18 protein-coding genes are annotated in these 21655 nt (G+C 68.6%); 10 read left to right on the forward strand and 8 right to left on the reverse strand.

From position 1 onward, the window contains the following. Window positions 1–58: 58 nt before the first annotated feature. The 4 genes from EGK76_RS04165 (at window position 59) to EGK76_RS04180 (ending at window position 2891) form a co-directional block, all read left to right on the forward strand. A complete protein-coding gene (locus EGK76_RS04165) occupies window positions 59–418 on the forward strand; it encodes an arsenate reductase (protein WP_123831739.1) in 360 nt (119 codons plus the stop codon). 127 nt (window positions 419–545) lie between these two features. Further along, a complete protein-coding gene (gene dapE / locus EGK76_RS04170; RefSeq protein WP_123831740.1) occupies window positions 546–1682 on the forward strand; it encodes a succinyl-diaminopimelate desuccinylase in 1137 nt (378 codons plus the stop codon). A gap of 71 nt (window positions 1683–1753) precedes the next feature. Then, on the forward strand, window positions 1754–2188 hold the full coding sequence (locus tag EGK76_RS04175) for a thioredoxin domain-containing protein (protein WP_123831741.1): 435 nt from the start codon (window positions 1754–1756) through the stop codon (window positions 2186–2188). Between the two features lie 214 nt (window positions 2189–2402). Further along, window positions 2403–2891 carry an 8-oxo-dGTP diphosphatase gene (locus EGK76_RS04180; RefSeq protein WP_123831742.1) on the forward strand — a complete coding sequence of 163 codons (489 nt, stop codon included), beginning with the start codon at window positions 2403–2405 and terminating at the stop codon, window positions 2889–2891. Window positions 2892–3010: 119 nt separating this feature from the next. On the opposite strand, the gene mfd is transcribed toward EGK76_RS04180, so the two are convergent. The 3 genes from mfd to rlmJ form a co-directional block, all read right to left on the reverse strand. Next, entirely contained in the window at window positions 3011–6523 is a 3513-nt protein-coding gene (gene mfd / locus EGK76_RS04185) for a transcription-repair coupling factor (RefSeq protein ID WP_123831743.1), read from the reverse strand. Window positions 6524–6657: 134 nt separating this feature from the next. Then, entirely contained in the window at window positions 6658–7233 is a 576-nt protein-coding gene (locus EGK76_RS04190) for a GNAT family N-acetyltransferase (RefSeq protein ID WP_123831744.1), read from the reverse strand. A 114-nt stretch (window positions 7234–7347) separates the two neighbouring features. Further along, window positions 7348–8205 carry a 23S rRNA (adenine(2030)-N(6))-methyltransferase RlmJ gene (gene rlmJ, locus EGK76_RS04195; protein WP_123831745.1) on the reverse strand — a complete coding sequence of 286 codons (858 nt, stop codon included), beginning with the start codon at window positions 8203–8205 and terminating at the stop codon, window positions 7348–7350. Window positions 8206–8439: 234 nt separating this feature from the next. Here rlmJ and EGK76_RS04200 point away from each other — a divergent pair, with 234 nt between their 5' ends. Then, complete coding sequence (locus tag EGK76_RS04200) at window positions 8440–9048, forward strand: GNAT family N-acetyltransferase (protein ID WP_123831746.1); 609 nt, start codon at window positions 8440–8442, stop codon at window positions 9046–9048. Beyond that, the gene (locus EGK76_RS04205) at window positions 9045–9929 is read left to right on the forward strand and encodes a carbon-nitrogen hydrolase family protein (protein WP_123831747.1); all 885 of its coding nucleotides are present in this window, start codon (window positions 9045–9047) and stop codon (window positions 9927–9929) included. Before EGK76_RS04200 ends, EGK76_RS04205 begins: the two co-directional genes overlap by 4 nt. Window positions 9930–10059: 130 nt before the next feature. Here the strand turns inward: EGK76_RS04205 and ppx are convergent, their stop codons facing one another. From ppx to EGK76_RS04230, 5 genes are all read right to left on the reverse strand, one after another. Then, window positions 10060–11604, reverse strand: coding sequence for an exopolyphosphatase (gene ppx / locus EGK76_RS04210; RefSeq protein WP_096298881.1), 1545 nt, complete (start codon window positions 11602–11604; stop codon window positions 10060–10062). A gap of 76 nt (window positions 11605–11680) precedes the next feature. Then, complete coding sequence (gene ppk1, locus EGK76_RS04215; RefSeq protein ID WP_096298880.1) at window positions 11681–13816, reverse strand: polyphosphate kinase 1; 2136 nt, start codon at window positions 13814–13816, stop codon at window positions 11681–11683. Then, window positions 13813–15141: a phosphate regulon sensor histidine kinase PhoR gene (gene phoR, locus EGK76_RS04220; RefSeq protein WP_123831748.1), complete on the reverse strand. Its 1329-nt coding sequence runs from the start codon at window positions 15139–15141 to the stop codon at window positions 13813–13815. The genes ppk1 and phoR overlap by 4 nt, the downstream gene beginning before the upstream one ends. A 530-nt stretch (window positions 15142–15671) precedes the next feature. Continuing rightward, window positions 15672–16361, reverse strand: coding sequence for a phosphate regulon transcriptional regulator PhoB (phoB, locus tag EGK76_RS04225; protein WP_123831749.1), 690 nt, complete (start codon window positions 16359–16361; stop codon window positions 15672–15674). 137 nt (window positions 16362–16498) lie between these two features. Then, a complete protein-coding gene (locus tag EGK76_RS04230) occupies window positions 16499–18172 on the reverse strand; it encodes a M48 family metalloprotease (protein ID WP_096298874.1) in 1674 nt (557 codons plus the stop codon). A 156-nt stretch (window positions 18173–18328) separates the two neighbouring features. Between EGK76_RS04230 and grxC the strand changes: the two genes are divergently transcribed. The 4 genes from grxC to EGK76_RS04250 all read left to right on the forward strand — a co-directional run bounded on the left by grxC (window position 18329) and on the right by EGK76_RS04250 (window position 21630). After that, window positions 18329–18628 carry a glutaredoxin 3 gene (gene grxC / locus EGK76_RS04235; protein ID WP_179948171.1) on the forward strand — a complete coding sequence of 100 codons (300 nt, stop codon included), beginning with the start codon at window positions 18329–18331 and terminating at the stop codon, window positions 18626–18628. 56 nt (window positions 18629–18684) lie between these two features. Next, complete coding sequence (locus EGK76_RS04240; protein WP_096300597.1) at window positions 18685–19020, forward strand: carboxymuconolactone decarboxylase family protein; 336 nt, start codon at window positions 18685–18687, stop codon at window positions 19018–19020. Between the two features lie 139 nt (window positions 19021–19159). Further along, window positions 19160–20167, forward strand: a complete 1008-nt coding sequence (locus EGK76_RS04245) for an isocitrate dehydrogenase (RefSeq protein WP_123831751.1) — start codon at window positions 19160–19162, stop codon at window positions 20165–20167. Between the two features lie 149 nt (window positions 20168–20316). Further along, window positions 20317–21630, forward strand: a complete 1314-nt coding sequence (locus EGK76_RS04250) for a Na+/H+ antiporter NhaC family protein (protein ID WP_123831752.1) — start codon at window positions 20317–20319, stop codon at window positions 21628–21630. Window positions 21631–21655 lie beyond the last annotated feature (25 nt).

The raw sequence follows: 21655 nt of genomic DNA on the forward strand, positions 1-21655 counted from the left end.
TCCCTCGGCCGATACCTCTCGCGAAGGGAGCACTGAAGGCGCGGCATCCGGGAAATCCATGAGCACCATCGTCTACGGCCTCAAGAACTGCGACACCTGCAAGAAGGCGACGAAGTGGCTCGACCGCTTCGGCATCGCCCACAGCTTCGTCGACTACCGGGATGCCAAGCCGACCCCCGAGATGCTGGTCGAGTGGGCCGGCCGGCTCGGCGGCTTCGAAGCGATGGTCAACAAATCCTCGACCACCTGGCGCCAGCTTCCCGACAACCGCAAGGCCGCGGCCAGCGATGCGGAGTGGAAATTGCTGCTGCGGGAGTACCCGCAGCTGATCCGTCGCCCCGTGGTGGTCACCGACGACGGGGCGATCACCCAGGGCTTCAGCGACAACGGATTCAAGAAGCGTTTCGGCATCGCCTGAGCCGCGCTGCGCAGGCGCCGCTGGCGCGCGTGCATCTGCGCGCGGGCAGGGCGGGCCACGGTGGCGGCCCGGGCTCTGAGGGCACAATCGGATCCCTGCAACCTTACTTTCGCTTCGAGATCGCCCGATGTCCGATGTCCTCGAACTGACCCGAGCGCTGATCACGCGGCGGTCCATCACCCCCGACGACGCCGGCTGCCAGGCTTTGATCGCGGCCCGCCTCGAGGCTGCGGGTTTCACGGTCGAGACGATGCGCCACGGCCAGGTCGACAACCTGTGGGCCACGCACGGGCAGGGCGCACCGGTGCTCGTGCTGCTGGGCCATACCGACGTGGTGCCGCCCGGGCCGCTCGCAGCGTGGACCTCGGACCCGTTCGAGCCGGTGATCCGCGACGACGTGCTCTACGGCCGCGGCGCGGCCGACATGAAGAGCGGTGTCGCCGCGTTCGTGGTCGCGGCCGAGCGCTTCGTTTCCGCGTCGCCGGGCCATACCGGCACGCTCGCATTGCTGCTGACCTCCGACGAGGAGGGTGACGCCATCGACGGCGTGCGCCGCGTTGCACGCACGTTCGCGCAGCGCGGCACGCGCATCGACTGGTGCATCACCGGCGAGCCGTCCTCGACCGCGCGCCTCGGCGATCTGCTGCGTGTCGGCCGGCGCGGCAGTCTGTCGGGCACGCTGACCGCGCGCGGCGTGCAGGGCCATGTCGCATATCCCGACAAGGCCCGCAATCCCATTCACGACGTGGCACCGGCGCTGGCAGAACTCGTCGGTCGCCGCTGGGACGATGGCTTCGAGTCGTTCCCGCCGACCAGCCTGCAGATCAGCAACATCGCCGCTGGCACCGGCGCGACCAATGTGATCCCGGGAACCGCGACCGTGCAGTTCAATCTGCGCTACAACCCGCTGTGGGATGCCCCGCGACTGGAATCGGAGATCGCGGCGATGCTGGATCGTCATGCTCTCGATTACACGCTCGCCTGGCATCGCAGTGGCGAGCCCTTTTACACGCCGGAAGGTGCGCTGCGCGCGGCGGCGCGCGAGGTGCTGACGATGTTCGCTGGCGCCCCCCCCGAGGAGAGCACCGGCGGAGGGACATCGGATGCGCGCTTCATCGCGCCGCTCGGGGTGCAGTGCATCGAGATCGGTCCGGTCAATGCCAGCATCCACCAGGTCGACGAGCATGTCAGCCTGGCGGATCTCGAGGCGCTGCCGGACCTCTATGAGGCCCTGATCGCGCGTCTGCTGCGCCCGGGCGACTGACCCGGGCATCGCCGACCGTCGACATGGGCGCGTGCATGCTCGACGTCGACCATGCCCCTGCGAGGCCCGCCATGTCCGAGACGCTGATCGTCGCCTGTCCGCAGTGCCACAGCCGCAACCGCGTGCCCGCTGCGCGGCTCGGGGAGGCGCCGACCTGTGGCCGGTGTCGCGCCCTGCTGCGGCCGAGCGTGCCATTCGCACTGGGGGCGGACAGTTTCGATGCCCACGCGCTGCGCTCGGATCCGCCGTTGCTGGTGGACTTCTGGGCGCCGTGGTGCGGACCGTGCCGGACCATGGCGCCCGCGTTCGAAGCCGCGGCGGGGGTACTGGCCCCGCAGTTCGCACTGGCGAAGGTGGACACCGAGGCGGAACCGGTGCTCGCCGGTCGTTTCCATATCCGCAGTATCCCGACGCTGGTGCTGTTCGCCGGCGGGCGCGAGATCGCGCGACAGTCCGGTGCACTGCCGCTGCAGGCGATCGTGCAGTTCGCGCGCGCCGCGCGCTGAGCGGCGCACCCCGTCAAGCACGTGTTGCCGCGTGCCGGCCACGACTGCGGCGACGCCGATCTGCGAAGGACCTGGCGACCCGGGCCGGGCTGTTGTTGTCGTCTGAGCAGTGCGTCCCGGCGCCGAGCCCGCGCTCGACTGCATGCCGGCGATGCGCGGCCGAGTATCCGGCCGGTCGCTACAATGCCGCTCCCCGCTGATGCCGGACGTCCCGATGCCGTACACCCCGATCGTCGCCACCCTCGGTTACGTCCTGTCCCCCGACCGTCGCCAGGTGCTGATGATCCACCGTAACGCCCGCCCCGGCGACCACCACCTGGGCAAATACAACGGGCTGGGCGGCAAGGTCGAACCCGACGAGGACGTCGTCGCCGGGATGCGCCGCGAGATCATGGAAGAGGCCGGCATCAGCTGCGAGGCGATGACCCTGCGCGGCACGATCAGCTGGCCGGGCTTCGGGAAGCACGGCGAGGACTGGCTGGGCTTCCTGTTCGTCATCGAGGCCTGGGCGGGCACGCCGATGACCTCTAACCCGGAAGGCGCGCTGGAGTGGGTCGACGTCGACCGCATCCTCGAGCTGCCGCTGTGGGAAGGCGACCGCCAGTTCCTGCCGCTGGTGTTCGACGCCGATCCGCGCGCGTTCCATGGCGTCATGCCGTATCGCGACGGGCGCATGCAGTCCTGGTCGTTCTCGCGGCTCTAGGCGCGATACCGACCCGCCCAACGATGGAGCGGGAGTCCGTCCCCGCGCGGCGCTGGGCAGCGGTCGATCGAGCGGATCCGCCACGCGCCAGCGCAACGGCGCGCACGCGCCTGTCGACGTCAGCGCGCGCCGGCGGGCGCCAGTGCGATCAGCAGGCCGCGCGCGGTCTTGATCCGCGTGTCGGCGTCCGGCAGGTCCAGGGTGACGCGCAGTTTGTCGGGGCCGTCCATGCGGTAGTGCTGCGACTGGCTCTGCACGAGGCGGATCACTGCCATCGGATCGACCTTGGGCTTCTCCACGAACTGGATGCGGCCGCCCTTCTCGCCGAGGTCGACCTTGCGGATGCCCAGCGCCGTCGCCTGCAGCTTGAGATCGGCGATCTGGAACAGGTGCTTGGTCGGGTCGGGCAGCAGCCCGAAGCGGTCGATCATCTCGACCTGCAGCTCGCGGAGCTTGTCGACATCGCGTGCGCTGCTGATGCGCTTGTACAGCATCAGTCGCGTGTGTACGTCGGGCAGGTAGTCCTCGGGAATCAGCGCAGGCACGTGCAGTTCGATGTCGGCGCCGCGGGCATCCACGTCGTCGACATCCGGCAGCTTGCCCTGCTTGATGCTGCGCACCGCGCGTTCCAGCAGCTCGGTGTAGAGACTGAAACCCACTTCGGCCATCTGCCCGCTCTGGCCTTCGCCGAGCAGCTCGCCGGCGCCACGGATCTCCAGGTCGTGGGTCGACAGGGTGAAGCCGGCGCCGAGTTCGTCCATCGACGCGATCGCTTCCAGGCGCTTTCTCGCATCGCTGCTGATCGAGCGCTGGTCGGGAATGACCAGGTACGCATACGCGCGATGGTGCGAGCGCCCGACGCGGCCGCGCAGCTGGTGCAGCTGCGCCAGGCCGAACTTGTCGGCGCGGTTGATGATGATGGTGTTGGCGTTGGGAATGTCGATGCCGGACTCGATGATCGTCGAGCACAGCAGCACGTTGAAGCGCTGCTTGTTGAAATCGAGCATCACCTTCTCGAGCTCGCGTTCGGGCATCTGGCCGTGGGCAATGCCGATGCGGGCGTCGGGTACGAGTTCCTCGAGCTCGCGCTGCATGCGGCCGATGCTCTCGACGTCGTTGTGCAGGAAGTAGACCTGACCGCCGCGGGCGAGCTCGCGCTGGAATGCCTCGCGCAACTGCGCATCGTCCCAGGGCACGACGAAGGTCTGCACCGCGAGGCGATGCGCGGGCGGCGTGGCGATGATGGACAGATCACGCAGCCCGGCCATCGCCATGTTGAGCGTGCGCGGGATCGGCGTCGCCGTCAGCGTGAGCAGGTGCACGTTCGCCCGCAGCGCCTTGAGCGCTTCCTTCTGCCGCACGCCGAATCGCTGTTCCTCGTCGACGATGACCAGGCCGAGATCCTTGAACTTCACGTCCGGCTGCAGCAGACGGTGCGTGCCGACGATGACGTCGAGCGTGCCGTCGGCAATCTTGGCGATCTCGGTCTTGATCTCCTTGGTGCTCTTGAAGCGCGACAGCACCTCGACGCGGATCGGCCAGTCCGCGAAGCGGTCGGCCATCGTGCGGTAGTGCTGCTCGGCGAGCAGGGTCGTGGGCACAAGCACTGCGACCTGCTTGCCGGCAGCCGCGGCCACGAATGCCGCGCGTACCGCCACCTCGGTCTTGCCGAAGCCGACATCGCCGCAGACCACGCGGTCCATCGGCTGGCTGGAGCCGAGGTCGCGGATCATCGCCTCGATGGCTGCGTGCTGGTCGGGCGTTTCCTCGAACGGGAACGCCGCCGCGAACGGCTCGTACATGGTGCGATCGACTTCCAGTGCGAGGCCGGCGCGAGCCTGCCGCTTGGCCTGGATCTCGAGCAGTTCCGCGGCGACGTCGCGAACCTTGTCGGCGGCCTTCTTGCGCGCCTTGGTCCAGGCCTCTCCACCGAGCGAATGCAGCGGCGCGGTTTCCGGCGACGCGCCGGAGTAGCGGTTGACCAGATGCAATTGGGATACCGGCACGTACAGGCGGTCACCCTTGGCGTACTCGATGTCGAGGTACTCGCCCGGCTGGCCACCGGCTTCGAGCACGACGAGCCCGCGGTAGCGGCCCACGCCGTGATCCTCGTGGACGATCGGCGCGCCTTCGCTGAGCTCGCCGAGGTCGCGGATGATGCTGTCGGGATCGCGCGCGGCGCGCTTGCGTCGCCGCGGCTGCGCCGCGCGTTCCGGGAACAGCTGGCGCTCGGTCAACACCGTCAGCTGCGGCGTGTCGATGGAAAAGCCGTTGTCGAGCGGCGCGACCGCGATCGCGAACGGGGCCTGCGTGTCGGCGACGAATGCGGGGAAGTCCTGCAGCACCGTCGGGCGCAACTCGCCCGCATGGAGGATTTCCAGCAGCGCTTCGCGACGGCCCGCCGAATCGGCCGCGATCAGCACGCGCCCCGGATAGCTGCGGACGAAGCTCACCAGTGCATCGGCCGGCGTATGGTCGCGCGCGGCCAGCGGCAGGTCGGGCGCCGGCTGTTCGCCGAGCGCGGCCGCCTGTCCGTAGCGCGGGTGTTCGCTGTCGCAGACTTCCACCCGCACCCCGGCATTGAGGCGTTCGCGCAGGGCGTCGGGTGTCAGCCACAGCTCGCCGGGCGGCAGCAGCGGACGCTCGATGTCGTGGCGCAACTGGTCGTAGCGCTGCGCGATCTGCTGCCAGAAGTGGTCGGAACTTCCGGATGCGCCGACATCGAGCACCGGCAGGGTCGACGCCGGCAGGTAGTCGAACAGCGTCGCCGTCGACAGCGGCGCCTCGCCCTTGTCGACCAGCGTGCGCCGGGGGGCTTCGAAGAACAGCGGCAGGTAGTACTCGATGCCGGCGGGCGCCGCGCCGGCCTTGAGGTCCTGGTAGAGCCCGCTGCGGCGGGTATCGATGTCGAAGCGCTCGCGCAGCGTGTCCATGGCGCGCGCGGTCGCAGCGTCGTCGAGCGGTACTTCGCGGCCGGGCAGCATGCGCAGCGCTTCGATCCTCTCCAGCGAGCGCTGGGACTCGGGATCGAATGCACGGATGCTCTCGATCGCATCGTCGAACAGTTCGATCCGGTAGGGCTGGTCGGCGCCCATGGGATAGACGTCGAGCAGGCCGCCGCGCACCGCGAAATCGCCGGGGTCGTGCACCTGCTGCACGAGTGCGTAGCCGGCGCTGTCGAGCCGGCGCTTCTCGGCTTCGAGGTCCAGTCGCTGGCCGACCTTCAGGTCGAAACTTCCGCCGACGACGTGGCGCATCGGCGCCAGGCGCTGCATCAGGGTCTGGATCGGCACGACGACGATGCCGCGCTTGAGGCCGGGCAGCCGGTGCAGTGCCGCCAGGCGCTGGGAGACGATGTCCGGGTGCGGGCTGAAGCGGTCGTAGGGCAGGGTTTCCCAGTCCGGGAACGGGACCACGGGAAGCTCCGGGTGGTCGCCGCCCAGCGTGCGCAGGTCCTGCTCGAGCTGCTGCGCGCCATGATTGTCGCGCGCGACCAGCAGCACCGGGCCGGCATGCGCTCGCGCGGCCTGCAGCACCGACCAGGCCAGCGCACTGCGGCTCGCCGGCGCGCGCCACCAGGCGCGGGCATGTCCGGAAGTGGGCAGGGGCGGTACGGACACGGTCGACGACATTCAGGGATTCCGGAGGAGCGGGCGCAAAACAACGGCAGCGCCGAAAGCCATGCGGCCGGCGCGTCATGAATGCACAGTTTAGACGACGCCGTCGCGGGGCCCGCGATCGGCGGGCCGCACGGCGGCCCGGGCGTTCAACCCAGGCGGATGTTCGGCGTGGTATCCACGACCGGACGCTTGAGTTCCAGCGACACCCGGACCATGCCCGGCGTATCCACCGGTTGCTGCTCGAAGCTCAGCGATTTGGCCAGGGCGAGCATGGGCTCGTTGTCCTCGAGCACGTCGCCGAAGATCCGCTCCAGCCGCTTGCCCTTGGCCCAGCGCACCAGGCGCCGCAGCATGTGTCGTCCCAACCCCATGCCGGCCACGTAATGGCTCACCAGGATGTGGAACTCGGCCTGCCGCGTACCCGGCAGGACGGCCGCACGGGCCACCGCACCGACCAGCGCGTCGCCAGGGGTATAGGGCTCGGCGGCGACCAGGACGAATTCGGACTTGGGATTGGGCTGCGTCAGGCGGTGCGCGGTCTCCGGCGACAGCTCGGTCTTGGCGTACAGGTACCTCTTCCGGACCTCGTCGGGTTCCAGCAGGGCGAAGGCCGCGCGAAGCGGCTCCGCGTCGGCAGGGCGGACGGGGCGGATGAGCACTTGGCGACCGTTGGCGAGGCGGATTTCCTCATGCCACGGGGGGAGTCGGTTGCGTGCGGTCATCGAGAGTCGCGATGTGTCGGGTGTGGCTGACCTTAACCGGGCGAGCTATTCACGAGCCGTGAAGGACGCTGCCCCGCGGGCGCCTCCGCCCCGCTCAATGCCGTCCCGCCGCCGCTATGTCGGCTCCCGGATCCAGTGCAGCCGGGTATCCGAGCCCGCATGACCGATCGCATTGCGCAGACATTCCAGCGCCGGTGCCAGTGCAGTGGCCAGCTGCCAGGGCGGGTCGAGGATCAATACGCCACTTCCGTTCATCCGCAGCGGCGAATCGTCGGCGCGGACCAGCAGCTCGACCAGCAGGGATCCGCCGGACTGCAACCTGGTCGCGGCGCGGACGAACGGGGTCAGGGTGCGGCGTTGCTTGATCGGGTACCACAGCATCTGGATTCCCTGTGGCCAGCGGGCGAGTACGTCGCGCATCGCCTTGAGGGCGATGTCGAACTCGGCCGCCTGCGCCTCGTACGGCGGATCCACGAGTACCAGGCCGCGGTTGAAACGCTGGCCGCCCTGGCGCGGCGGCAGCAGGGATTTCATCGCCGCATAGCCGTCGCTGGTGTGGACCGAGACGCGGCTGTCGCCGCCGACCGCGTGCCGCAGGGCACCTGCCACCGCGGACTCCGTCTCGCAACAGGCGATGCGGTCCTGCTCGCGCAATGCATGTGCCAGCAGCCAGGGTGAGCCCGGGTAGGCGTCGGCGCCGTGCTGGGCCCGGCACGCGGCAACCGCCTGCAGGTAGCGTGCCACCAGTGGTTGCTTGGGGGCCGCGGCCAGCAGCAGGCTGATGCCTTCATCGGCTTCCGCGGTGCGCCGGGCACGTTCCTCGCGCAGGTGGTACACGCCGCTTCCGGCATGGGTGTCGAGCGCGAAACACGGCGCCGGCTTGGCGGTCAGCGCATCGCAGACCGCGAGCAGCACGACGTGCTTGAGGACATCGGCATGGTTGCCGGCATGGAAGGCGTGTTGATAGTTCATCGCGCTAGCGTACCCGGGACTGCAGACGGGCAGGCATTGCCGACACGCGCTGACAGGCGCAACGAGACGAATCCCCGCTCCGATCAGGGCGCTGCCCGCAGAGGCCGCCGCACAGGTCCGGCGCGCCCGGCCCGGCCGCTGCCGCCGTGCGAGTCCGCCTTGCGCCGCCGGCGGGCACCATCCGTGGGTGGAAGCGGACGCGCCGCCGACGCCTTGCGTGCCAGACTCAAGAGCATGGATGCCCAGACTTTCACCGTGCGTGCGCTGTCCGGCGACGCGATCCTGCCCTGGCTCGATGCCGTCGCGGACCTGCGCATGACGGTCTTCCGCGAATGGCCCTATCTCTACGCCGGCGACGTCGGGTACGAACGGGACTATCTGTCACGTTATGGCCGCTCGGCCCGCAGCGTCCTCGTGCTGGCAATGGCGGGCGACGCGGTGATCGGTGCATCGACCGGACTGCCGCTGGCGGACGAGGACCCGGCGTTCCAGAGGCCGTTCATCGACCTGGATGTCGCGATCGAGCGCGTGTTCCATTTCGGCGAGTCGATCGTGCTGCCGCAATGGCGCGGGCAGGGCATCGGGCACCGCTTTTTCGATCTGCGGCAAGCGCATGCGCGCGCCCTGGCTGGATTCGACATGACCGCCTTCGCCGCGGTCGACCGCGCAGAGCAGGATCCGCGGCGGCCCCCGAACCATCGCGACAACGAGGTGTTCTGGCGCAAGCGTGGCTATGTGCGTCAGCCCGGCATCACGATGCTGCTGCGCTGGACCGAAATCGATGTCGGCGACGTACCGCATCCGATGACGTTCTGGACCCGTCCGGTCGAGGCCGCGCCATGAGGGTTGCTGCCGCGCGCTACGTGATCGGGATGCCGGCCGACTTCGAGGCATTTGCCGCGCACCAGCGCCGGCTGCTGGGCGATGCCGCAGCCCTCGGCGCACAGGTCGCGGTGCTGCCCGAGTACCTGGCGCTGGAACTCGCTGCCACGTTCGACGAGGCGGTACGCGGCGACGCGCACGCTGCGCTCGCGGCGATCCAGCGCTACCGCGGCGACTGGCTTGCGCTGTACGCCGGTCTCGCCCGGGATACGGGCCTGCACATCCTTGCGGGGTCGTTCCTGCTCGACATCGGCCAGGGCCGCTACCGCAACCGCAGCGACCTGTTCTCGCCCGGCGGCGGCCATGGCTGGCAGGACAAGCTGCAGCTGACCGGCCTGGAGAAACGCATTGGCGTCATCGATCCCGGCGACGCCCTGAAGGTGTTCGACCTTGGCGGCGTACGCGCGGGCATCTCAATCTGCTACGACGTCGAGTTTCCGCTGCCGGTGCGGGCGCAGTGGGAAGCCGGCGCACGCCTGCTGCTGGTGCCCAGCTGCACCGCCAGCGCGGCCGGCGCGACCCGTGTGCGCGTCGGCTGCCGCGCGCGCGCGCTGGAGAACCGTTGCTTCGTCGCCCGGTCGGTCACGGCGGGCGAGGCGCGATGGACCCCGATGCTCGAGTTCAACACCGGCAATGCCGGCCTGTTCGCGCCGATGGATGTCGGGTTTCCTGCGGACGGCGTGCTGATCGAGACCGGCGACACCGACATCTGGGCAATCGCCGACATCGACGTGGATGCTCTGGAAGCTGCGCGTGCAGAAGCCCAAGTCGACAACGACCGCGACTGGCCGGCGCAGAACCGGCCGGTGTTGGCACGCGCGGTGGTGTCTTCGCTGGATTGAGTCGATCGCCGCGCTGAGCTGCATCTGCGCATGACCGCCATTGGGCGCTTGAGGGCGCTGGCTGCGCCGGTAGATGCGCAGAGCCGAGGCGGCACGGCGCGGTGGTGTTCGAGGTAGCGGTCTTGTCGCTTCAGGCCGCCGACAGCACCAGGGTGATGCCCAGCGCGGCCATCTCCTCCGGCTCGCCTTCCAGGTCCGTGCGCAGCAGCGGTCGCGCCTCCAGCCACGGTCGCGGGAGGCCGATCTGCAGCACCGGCCCGTCGGCGAGTGCCTTGAGCTGGGGAATCTCGTCCGCGTCGTGGCTGCGGTGCAGCAGCACGGCGATCCGCAACAGGGCCGCGCTGCGCTTGGCCTGCAGGAGCAGACGGTCGGGCAATGCCTCGAAGGCGTTCTTGCCGATCTTGCGGCGATGGCAGCGCACCAGGGTTGCGAGGAACTGTTGTTCCTGGCGCGAAAAACCGGCGATGTCCGAGTGCTCGATCACGTAGGCCCCGTGCACCTGATACTGGCTGTGGGCGATCACCAGGCCGAGCTCGTGCACGCGGGCGGCCCAGGCGAGCATGCGCCGGTCGTCGCCGTCGAGCTGCCAGCTGCGGGCCACCTGATCGAACAGGCGCATTGCGGTGGCCTCCACCCGGGACGCCTGCCTGCGGTCTATGCCGTAGCGCTGCACCAGCGCCTCGATCGATGTCTCGCGGGGGTCGTCTTCGCCGCCGCGGCCGAGCATGTCGTGCAACACGCCTTCGCGCATCGCGGCCTTGCTGACCTGCATGCGCTCGATGCCCAGCACCTGGAATGCGGCTTCGAGCACCAGCACGCCACCGGCAATGATCGGCCGACGATCCTCGGACAGTCCGGGCAGGGCGATCGCATCGATGTGTCCTGCCTGCAGCAGGGTGTCGCGCACCACCGGCAGGGCATTGGCGATCACCGCGCCCTTGGTGAGCTTCATCGCCGCGCAGATCTCGCCGATCGCCTTGTTGGTGCCCGAGGCGCCGATGACCTCCTGCCAACCGAGCGCTCGATAGGTGCTCGCGAACTGCTGGAACTCCGACGACACCTCGGCCAGCGCTTCGCGCCAGCGCTTCTTGGAGAGTTTGCCGCCCGGGAAGAACCGGCGGGTGCTGGCCACGCAGCCGACCTGCAGGCTTTCGCGCTCGAGCGCCTCGAAGCCCGTGCCGATGATGCACTCGGTCGAGCCGCCGCCGATGTCGATCACCAGGCGGCGCTGGCCGGGGCGGGGCTGCTGCGCGCGCGAGACGCCCAGGTAGATCAGTCGCGCCTCCTCGCGCCCGGAGATCACTTCGATCGCATGACCCAGCGCGGTTTCGGCCGGCACCAGGAACGCCTGCGGGGCGGCCAGCCGGCGCACGGTGTTGGTCGCAAGCGCACGCACGCGCTGGGGCGGAATGTCGCGGATGCGTTGGCCGAAGCGCGACAGGCACTCCAGAGCGCGCTGGCGCACCTCGGCGCTCAGGCCGCCGCGACTGTCCAGACCTTCGGCCATGCGCACGGTCTCGCGCAGGCGGTCGACGACGCGCAGCTGCCCCAAGGTGTAGCGCGCCACGATCATGTGGAAGCTGTTGGACCCCAGGTCGATCGCGGCCAGCATGTCGCCGTCCTCGAGCGGGGTCCGCAGCGCATCGGGCAGCGCGAGCGTGTCGTGGCCGGTCATGGCAGTCCTGCGTGGCGCGACGCGCGGCGTCAGCGGCGTTGGGGGAACGGGCATGTTAATGCATGCCCGGCGGCGCTCATCCGCACAGATGTGCCAGCAGCCACCCCTGTGCCGAATGCGGCGGTTCGTCGCCCTTCGGCGCGAGTTTCACGTAGGTGCCGTCCTCGCGGAGCTCCCAGGCGTTGACGTTGTCGGCGAGGTAGTTGTCGAGCGCTTCGATCCGGACGCGCTGGGCGAGATCGGGGTCGAGGATCGGGAAGCCGGTTTCCACCCGCCGAAGCAGGTTGCGCTCCAGCCAGTCGGCGCTCGCGCAGAACAGATCCGGCGCGCCATCGTTGCCGAACCAGTAGACCCGGTGGTGTTCGAGGAAGCGGCCGACGATCGAGCGCACCCGGATGTTGTCCGAGACGCCGGGTACACCGGGCCGCAGCGCGCAGGCCCCGCGCACGATGAGATCGATCTCCACCCCGGCCTGCGAGGCCCGGTACAGCGTGCGCATGACCTGCGGCTCGTTGAGGGCGTTCATCTTGGCGATGATCCGCGCCGGACGCCCGGCAGCGGCATGGACCATTTCGCGCTCGATGCGCGCAATGACCCCGGCGTGCAGGGTGAACGGCGACTGCAGCAGGCGCTTGAGCGCGATCGCGGGCGCCAGTCCCGACATCTGCTGGAACAGCAGGTGCACGTCGTTGCTGATGTCGGGATCGGCCGTGAGCAGCCCGAAGTCGGTGTACACCCGCGCGGTGCCGGCGTGGTAGTTGCCCGTGCCCAGATGCACGTAGCGACGCAACTTGCGGCCCTCGCGGCGTACGACCAGCAGCATCTTGGCGTGGGTCTTGTAACCGACGACCCCATAGACGACCTGTACACCGGCTTCCTGCAACCGGTCGGCCAGTCCCAGGTTCGCTTCTTCGTCGAAGCGTGCGCGCAGTTCGACGACTACGGTCACGTCCTTGCCGTTGCGTGCGGCCTGGATCAGATGTTCGACGAAGGCCGAATCCTTGCCGGTGCGATAGAGCGTCTGCTTGATCGCCAGTACGTTCGGATCCTCGGCGGCCTGTTTGATCAGCTCCAGCACCGGCGCGAACGAATCGAAGGGGTGATGCAGCAGCACGTCGCCATGCGCGATGAGGTCGAAAATCGCGTCGGTGCCCTGGAGCATCCGCTGCTGGAAGGTCGGGAACTTCAGGTCCGGCCGCTGCACCAGGTCGAAGATCTGGGAGATGCGGTTGAGGTTCACCGGCCCGTCGATGGGATAGACCGCATTCTCGGGCAGATCGAAATTCTGCAGCAGCGTGCGCACAATGGGCTTGGGGCACTTGGCGGAGATCTCCAGCCGCATCGCGCGCAGATAGCCACGGCCCGCAAGCTCGTCCCGCAGCGCCAGGGCCAGGTTCTCGACTTCCTCCTCGTCGACGATCAGCTCCGAATTCCGGGTCACGCGGAACTGGTAGGCGCCCTTGACGTCCATGCCGGGAAAGAGCTCATGCACGAATTCCGACAGCACCGACGACAGGAACACGAAGTCGTATTCGCCGCCGGAGATGCGCTCGGGCAACTGGATGATGCGCGGCAGCGAGCGCGGGGCCCGGACGATCGCGAGGTGGCCGACGCGGCCGAATGCATCCTTGCCCTTCAGCACGACGACGATGTTGAGCGACTTGTTGAGGATCTTCGGGAACGGATGCGCCGGATCCAGACCCAGCGGCGAGAGCACCGGCATGACCTCGTCGCGGAAGTACGCGCGCAGCCAGCGCGTCTGCCGCGACGTCCACTGGTCGCGGCCCAGCACCCGCACGCCGGCCTCCGACATCGCCGGGCGGATCACCCGGTTCCAGCACGAGTACTGCGCCTCGACCAGCTGCGCGGTGCGTTCGTGGATGCGCTTGAGCACGGTCGCCGGCGTCAGGCCGTCAGGTGGCAGCGGCACGCCGAAGTCCTGCGCGTGATGCATCGTCGCCGCGCGGATCTCGAAGAATTCGTCGAGGTTGGTGCATGAAATGCACAGGTACTTGAGCCGCTCGAGCAGCGGCACCGACTCGTCCTGCGCCTGTGCGAGGACGCGGAAGTTGAAGTCCAGCTGGGACAGTTCCCGATTGAGATACAGCGCGGGGTTGCGCAGTGGGTCCGCGCCTGCATCGAGGATCGGATCGACGGTGGTCTGGCCGCGCGTGGACTTCGTGGTCCGGCGGCTGTTGGAACGGGCACTCATGCGGTGACTCCAAGGTACTGGCGGTCGCGGGCGCGCAGGCGCTCGGCGGTGAAATGGCAGGCGAAGCGGCTGCCGCGCCCCACCTCGCTGTCGATTTCCAGCCGCGCCTGGTGCAGATGCAGCACGTGCTTGGCGATTGCCAGGCCCAGGCCGGTGCCGCCGGATTCGCGCGAGCGGCTGGTGGAAACGCGGTAGAAGCGTTCGGTGATGCGCGGCAGGTGTGCGGCGGGAATGCCGTAGCCGGTGTCTTCGACCGACAGCACCGCGCCGCCGCCTTCCAGCGGCGCGTAGCGGATCGTGATACGACCGCCGGCGGGCGTGTAGCGGACCGCGTTGCTGACGAGGTTGGAGAACGCGCTGTGCAGTTCCCGGGTAGACCCCACGAGATCGGTCGGCGACGTGTCCTCCACCAGGATCGTATGCCGACCCTGGCTGAGCACCTCCAGCTCGCGGCGCAGGGTGGCGAGCATCGAGGCCATCGAGACGGTCTCGTCGCTAATGCTCTCCTGTGCCTCCAGCCGCGACAGGGTGAGCAGGTCCTCGACCAGCTGGGTCATCCGCTGCGACTGGTTCTGCATTTCCGTCAGCATCGGCGCCCAGTCCGGCTGTTCGGCCGGATCGAGCATGTCCAGGTAGCCGTGCACGACGGTCAGCGGCGTGCGCAGTTCGTGGGAAACGTTGGCGACGAAATCGCGCCGCATCTGTTCGAGTTTCATGATCCGGGTGACGTCGCGCGCCAGCAGCAGCCACAGATCCTCGGAGTAGGGGATCAGCCGCAGTTCGAGCCGGGTACCCGAGGCGTGCGGCGAGGCCATGTCCAGCATCGGTTCGGCGCGACGTCCCTGGGCCAGCCAATGCGCGACCGGCAGGGGCTGCAGGCAGTCACCGATCGGCTTGCCGACATCGCCCGGCATCTGCAGGCCGAGGAGACTCGTCGCCGCGCGGTTGAACCACTGCACGCGCTGGCTGTTGCGATCGACGACCACCACCGCATCGGGCAGGGCTGCAGCGACGGCGCGGTAGGCGCGCAGCATGGCGATCAGCCGCCGCTTGCGCGCGCGCATGTCCTGTTGTCCGCGGTAGAGCATGCGGTCGGTTTCCTGCCACACCCCATCGCCCTGCGGGGGTGGCACGCGACTGCGCGAGGTCAGTCGCGTCAGCAGGTCGTAGAGCTTCCAGTAATGCCAGGCGACGACACCCAGTGCGGCGATCGCCAGCGCCATCCAGATGTGGTCCGTCAACGCCCCGATGACCGCAGCCGCGCCCAGCACCACCATGAGCTGCAGCAGTGTTCGGGTCCAGGCGGCGTGGATGCGGGGGGGCATGTCGGGAAGTCTAGGCAATGTGAGGTGGAAAGTCGGCGTGGCGGTTCGAAAGATCGTGCTTCTGCTGTTCCGGTTGTCGTTTGCTGTCGCGCCTGCCGCTGCTGGATCGGAAAGGCACGTCATCGGCGTCTGCGGGCATCGAAGAATCATCCAGCGAGGGCCGAGCGGCATTTCCCTCCACGCGATGAAGGACGGTTCGCCTGGCCGGACGATTGCAGTCCTCGGGCCAGCCGGCCGGCAAGCAGCGTCCACTGCGGGCGGGCGAGTGGAAGCACCGCCCTGTGCGCGCAGCCGCGGCACGATCACCCGTCCGTCGACAAGGCGGGCCCGCTTCTCTGCTGGATGCCAAGGAAGCAGGCCAGCAGTGCCTCACCAACCAGCCCGGACCCGCACTTTCGTGCGGAAGTTACCGGCTTGCCCTCCGTGGCCCGGTCGGAAGCGCTGGGTATCCATGCGCGTGTATTCCCAGGTTCGATGTCCGCTTGCGTGGCAGGCATATCAAGCGCGGCGCCGGCCGAGTCTCGTACTCCTCAAAGCGATGCCGAGAACCGGTAACCGGACCCGCGCACCGTCTGCACCATGCCGTCGAGCGCGCTCGGCTCGAGCGTCTTGCGCAGGCGGCGGATGTGCACGTCGACAGTGCGCTCCTCGACATAGACGCTGCCGCCCCACACGTGATCCAGGAGCTGCGAGCGGCTGTAGACACGTTCGGGGTGGGTCATGAAGAAATGCAGCAGGCGGTATTCCGTCGGCCCGATCGTCACCGGCTCATTGCCGGCAAACACGCGATGCGCCGCGCCGTCGATGCGCAGGCCGCCCACGGTCACGCTGCCGTCCTCGTCGTCGTCGCGGGCGCGGCGCATCACCGCGCGGATGCGTGCCAGAAGTTCCCGTGCCGAGAACGGCTTGACGACGTAGTCGTCGACGCCCGCTTCCAGGCCGCCCACGCGGTCGTTCTCCTCGCCACGGGCGGTGAGCATGATGATCGGGATGTCGCGGGTCATCGGGTCCTTGCGCCACCGCCGCGCCAGTTCCAGACCGCTGGTGCCTGGCAGCATCCAGTCGAGGAGAATCAGGTCGGGCATACGGTCCACGATGGCCGATTGCGCCTCGTGGGCGTCGCCGGCATGCATCGGTTCGAACTCGCCCCTGCGCAGGGCGAATGCCACCATGTCGCGGATCGCCGGTTCGTCGTCGACGATGAGGATGCGTTTAAGCATGGGTCGGTCCATGGCGCCGGGGGAGCGGCCATTACACGACAGTTTTATGACCATTTGGCGTCAAGGTCGGCCACGTTGTAGCTGTATGCGGGTCAGCGATTTAACCCGTGCGCCGTGCGCAGGAGGCCCGAACGTATTCAGCGGCGACGCAGATCCTCGTCGCGGATTCCCTGACGCCGCAGCTCGAGCACCGTGGGCGTGATCGACGCGATGCGCGCGTCGATCCGGGCGCGTGCGTAATAGTCCAGGTCCTCGCGTTTCTTCAGCGTATTTAGCTGGACCAGCGCCTGTTCGGGACGCCCACCCAGGACTGCGGCCTCGGCCCAGGCCTCGCCGGCGCGGACCTCGTCGCCTGCCATCTCGCTGGCACGGGCGAAGGCGCGCTGGAAAGCCGGATCGCCGCCGGACGTGTTGAGCAACGGTCGCAGGATTTCCTGCGCGCGGAGTCCGGCTTCGGGCGTGCCGCGCTCGGCCAGCGAGCCGGCATACGCCAGCACCACCGCGGGGTGCCGCGGCATGCGCTCGAGCAGGGCCTCGAAGCGGCGGTCGGCCGCCGCGGTGCGACCGGCGCGTGCGTCGACCTCGGCCAGGCTCAGGCCCAGCCACATGTCGCCGGGATACTCCGACAGCAGTTCGGCCAGCGCACTGGCCGCGCCGTCGAGATCGTTCGATCGCTGCCGCGCGATCGCCAGGCCGTAACGCTGGGCATCGCTCAGGGGGCCGTTGCGGCGCATCGCCTCGTATTCGCGGATGGCCTGCGCGGGGGTGTTCGCGCTGAGCACGCGCAGCCGTTCGCGCGCCCAGCCGAACTGGACGCTGTCGATGCCGGCGACCGCGCCTGGCGGGAGTCGCAGCGTGCCTGGCAGCATCGGGTTGTCGAACGGGCGCGCCGCGCCCTCGTAGGCGCCGGTGAGCGGCACCTGTTCGGTCCGCGATCCCTCGGGCGTCGTCGTGGTCACCTTTACCGTGTCGCGCGTCATGCGCTCGGCGCGATCGCGCGCTTCGCTGATGCGCGTGGTGGTCACCGGATGGGTCCGCAGATAGTCGGGCAGGCGTTCGCGGTCGCCGCCCTGGTTGGTTCGCGACACCGACTGCATGCGTTCGAACATCGAGGCCATGCTTTCGGGCTCATAGCCGGCGCGGGCCAGGGTCCGGATGCCGAGCCGGTCGGCTTCCGACTCGTTGGAACGTGTGTAGTCGATCTGCCGTTGCAGGGCCAGGCCCTGCGCGCCGGCCATGACCGCCATCGCCGCGTCGTCGGAGGAGCTGCTGCCGCTCTGCGAGGCCACGGCGATCGCGCCGAGCATCGCCAGCAGCATGGGCACCTGATCGCGTTGCGCGCGTTCGACCCCGCGCAGGACATGGGCCTGGGTGACGTGTGCCACCTCGTGCGCCAGCACCGCCGCAACTTCATCCTCGGTCTCGGCCGCAAGCACCAGGCCCGCGTTCATGCCGATGTAGCCGCCGAGGGTCGCGAACGCGTTGATGCTGCGGTCGCGCATCATGAAGAAGGTGAACGGCTGCTGGGGCTGGTCGCTCGACGACGCCAGCCGGTTTCCGGTGCCGCGAAGCCAGTTGTCGACCAGCGGATCCTCGAGCACGTAGTCGTAGTGGCGCAGCTGCGCCAGCAGCATCTGGCCGTATTCCGACTGCCGCGCCGGACTCAGGACCTGTCCGGCGGAAGACCCGATGTCCGGCAGCCGGGTGTCCTGCGCCGGTGCGCAGACGGAAGCAGTTGCCAGCACCAGTGCCGTCACTGCCGGCAACAGGGCGGAACGTCCGGGCAGGGCAGTAGTCTTCGTGCGACGCATCGGGACCCTTCGTGAAGGCGGAGGAGCAGCATGCAGCCCGTTGACGGCGAGGGCATGAATGCCATGTTAAGTGTGTGGCCCGCGCCCGGGCATGGAAAACCACGGCGCACGCCCCCATCTGACCCGCATCTGCCGCCGAAGTTTCAGGAGACCATCTTGACCACCGAAAACGCCCCGACCGAGCCGCGTTCCACGCCCGAAATCGTCATGTACACCAGTGCGATCTGCGGCTTCTGCGTCGCAGCCAAGACCTTCCTCAAGAGCCAGGGCCTCGACTGGCGGGAAGTGCGGGTGGATCTCGATTTCGCCGAGCGCCAGCGCATGGTCGAGCGCGCCGGGCGCACCAGCGTGCCGCAGATCTTCGTCGGCGACACCCACGTCGGCGGCTACGACGACATGATGGCGCTGCACCGCAAGGGTGGTTTCCTGCCGCTGGTCGAGGGCGCTGCTTCGTGAGCGCAGGTTCCGAGGACGAGCGCATCGCGGAATTCACCCAGTTCTTCCGCAAGCGCATGAACGAGCGCATCCTTGCCGAGCCCAATCAGGTGGTCCGCCGCTTCTTCGCGCTGGATACCCAGACCTACCAGGCCGGCGCGCTTGATCTCAAGACCAAGGAATTGCTCGGCCTGGTGGCCTCGCTGGTGCTGCGCTGCGATGACTGCATCAGCTATCACGTCGCCCAGTGCAAGGAAGCGGGGGCGACCCGTGAGGAGCTGTTCGAAACCTTTTCGGTAGGCCTGGTGGTGGGCGGCAGCATCGTCATTCCCCACCTGCGCCGTGCGGTCGATTTCCTCGACCGGCTCGAGCAGGGCGAGGCGGCTGCGCCCGCCGGTCACGCGCACGACTGACCCTGACGGCGCCACCTGATCCGGATCCCGGCTAAGGCGCGGTTTGGGTGGGCCTGCCGGGGTCGGGCATAATGGGCGGGTTTTCCATTCACCCGACGTCGCGTGCAGCGCGGCGTCCCTGCGCACGGACCCCCCTTACATGACGCACACGATTACCGTCATCCGCGGCGACGGCATCGGCCCCGAGATCATGGACGCCACCCTGCACGTGCTCGACGCGATGCAGCTTGGCCTGAGCTATGAGGATGCCGATGCCGGCCTGATGGCGCTCGAGAAGTACGGCGAGCTGTTGCCGGCCGCGACGCTCGAATCCATCCGTCGCAACAGGATCGCGCTCAAGAGCCCGCTCACCACCCCGGTCGGCGGCGGCTTCAGCTCGATCAACGTGGAACTGCGTCGCCAGTTCGACCTCTACGCCAACGTGCGTCCGGCCACCTCGTTCCCGAACACGCGCTCGCGTTTCGCCGACGGCGTCAACCTGATCACGATCCGCGAGAACACCGAAGGCTCGTACATCAGTGAGGGCCAGGAAGTGTCGGCCGACGGCGAGACCGCCGTGTCGATCACCCGCATCACCCGGAAGGGTTCGGACCGCATCGTGCGCTACGCGTTCGAGCTGGCGCGCAAGACCGGTCGCAAGAAGGTCACGATCGTCCACAAGGCCAACATCCTCAAGAGCACCTCGGGCCTGTTCCTGAAGGTCGCGCGCGAAGTGGCGGCCGAGTATCCGGACATCGAAGCCAACGAGATGATCGTCGACAACACCTGCATGCAGCTGGTGATGCGGCCCGAGCAGTTCGACATCATCGTGACGACGAATCTGTTCGGCGACATCATCTCCGACCTGTGCGCCGGCCTCGTCGGCGGCCTGGGCCTGGCGCCGGGCGCGAACATCGGTGCCGACGCGGCGATCTTCGAGGCCGTGCACGGCTCGGCGCCGGACATCGCCGGCAAGGGCGTGGCCAACCCCTGCGCGCTGCTGCTGGCGGCTGCGCAGATGCTCGACCATCTGGCGATGCCCGAGCAGGCCGAGCGCCTGCGCAAGGCGATCGTCGCCACGCTCGAGGCCAAGGACGGCGTGACGCCCGACCTCGGCGGCACCGGCAACACCATGGCCTTCGCCAAGGCCATCGCCGCGCGCCTTTGATTGTGCGTCCGCACAGCTGCGCGGACGCGGTGGGATGAGAAACGGGACGCTTCGGCGTCCCGTTTTTCGTATGCGAGCATCCCGCGCGTCATGGTGATCCACGCAGGGTTAGTGCGCACAATGCGCCTCCGTTTCGAGACTGCCGATCCATGACCGTCCGCCCCAGCGCGCTCGCGCTGACGCCCCTGTTGCTGTTCCTCGCGCTGTTCTTCGGCGCCGGGCTGTACTTCACCGCGCAGGGCGAGCCGATGGGCTTCTATCAGCTGCGCGCGCCGGTGGCCATCCTGCCTTCGCTGGCGCTGGCGGTATGGCTGGCGCACCGCAAGGGCCTGGCGGCGGGCGACATCCTGCTGCGCGGGATGGGCGATCCGGACATCGTGCTGATGTGCCTGATCTTCCTGCTGGCAGGCGCGTTCGCCTACGTCTCCAGTGCGATCGGGGCGGTCGATGCTGTGGTGTCGATCGGCCTGTCGGTAATCCCGGTGTCGATGGTGCTGCCGGGATTGTTCGTACTGGCTGCGCTGATCGCGCTGGCGATCGGCTCGTCGATGGGCACGATCGCGGCCGTGATCCCCATCGCGCTCGGTGTCGCCGACGCTTCCGGCCTCGACACTGCACTGGTCGTTGGTGCCGTCATCGGCGGCGCGATGTTCGGCGACAACCTGTCGGTGATCTCCGATACGACCATCGCCGCCACCCGCACCCAGGGCGCGCAGATACGCGACAAGTTCCGCGAGAACCTGAAGTTCGCGCTGCCTGCGTCCATCGCCACCGTGGTGGTGCTTGCGTTGTCCGGCGGATCGGCGCCGGTGGAGATCGGCAGCACTGACTCGCCGTGGCTGGTCCTGCCGTATGGCGTGGTACTGGCGATGGCGCTGGCTGGCGTGGACGTGCGGGTCGTTCTGGGGACCGGCATCGTGCTGGCCGGGGGCTTCGGCATCGTGTTTGCCGAGGATTACGGCGTGGTGCCGTTCGTCGGGGACGTCTGGAGTGGCTTCGAAGGCATGGTGGAGATCCTGCTGCTGTCGCTGCTGATCGGCGGGCTCGGCGCATTGACCAAGGCCAGCGGCGGCCTGGACTGGCTGGCGCAGCGGATCGCCGGCTTCGTCCGCGGCAGGCGCGGACCGCGGGCGGGGGAATTCAGCATCGCTGCTCTGTCGACCGTCGCGGACGTGTTCACCGCCAACAACACCGTCGCCATCCTGGTCAGCGGCAGTGTCGCCCGCGATATCGCCGAAAAGCACGGCGTGAGCCCGCGCCGCGCCGCGAGCATGCTCGACATCTTCGCGTGCATCGCACAGGGCGTACTGCCCTACGGCGCACAGATCCTGCTGGCCGCGTCGCTCGCGTCGGTGTCGCCGCTGGTGCTCGCTGGCAGCGTCCATTACTGCTGGATTCTCGGCCTGGTGACCGTCGGGATGTTGCTGTGGCCGCGCGGCAGGCGTGCCCGGCCGCCGGCCTGACGGCAGGGGGCGACCCGCGCCGCAA

The organism is Luteimonas sp. 100069, from assembly GCF_003813845.1.
GTDB lineage: Bacteria > Pseudomonadota > Gammaproteobacteria > Xanthomonadales > Xanthomonadaceae > Luteimonas > Luteimonas chenhongjianii.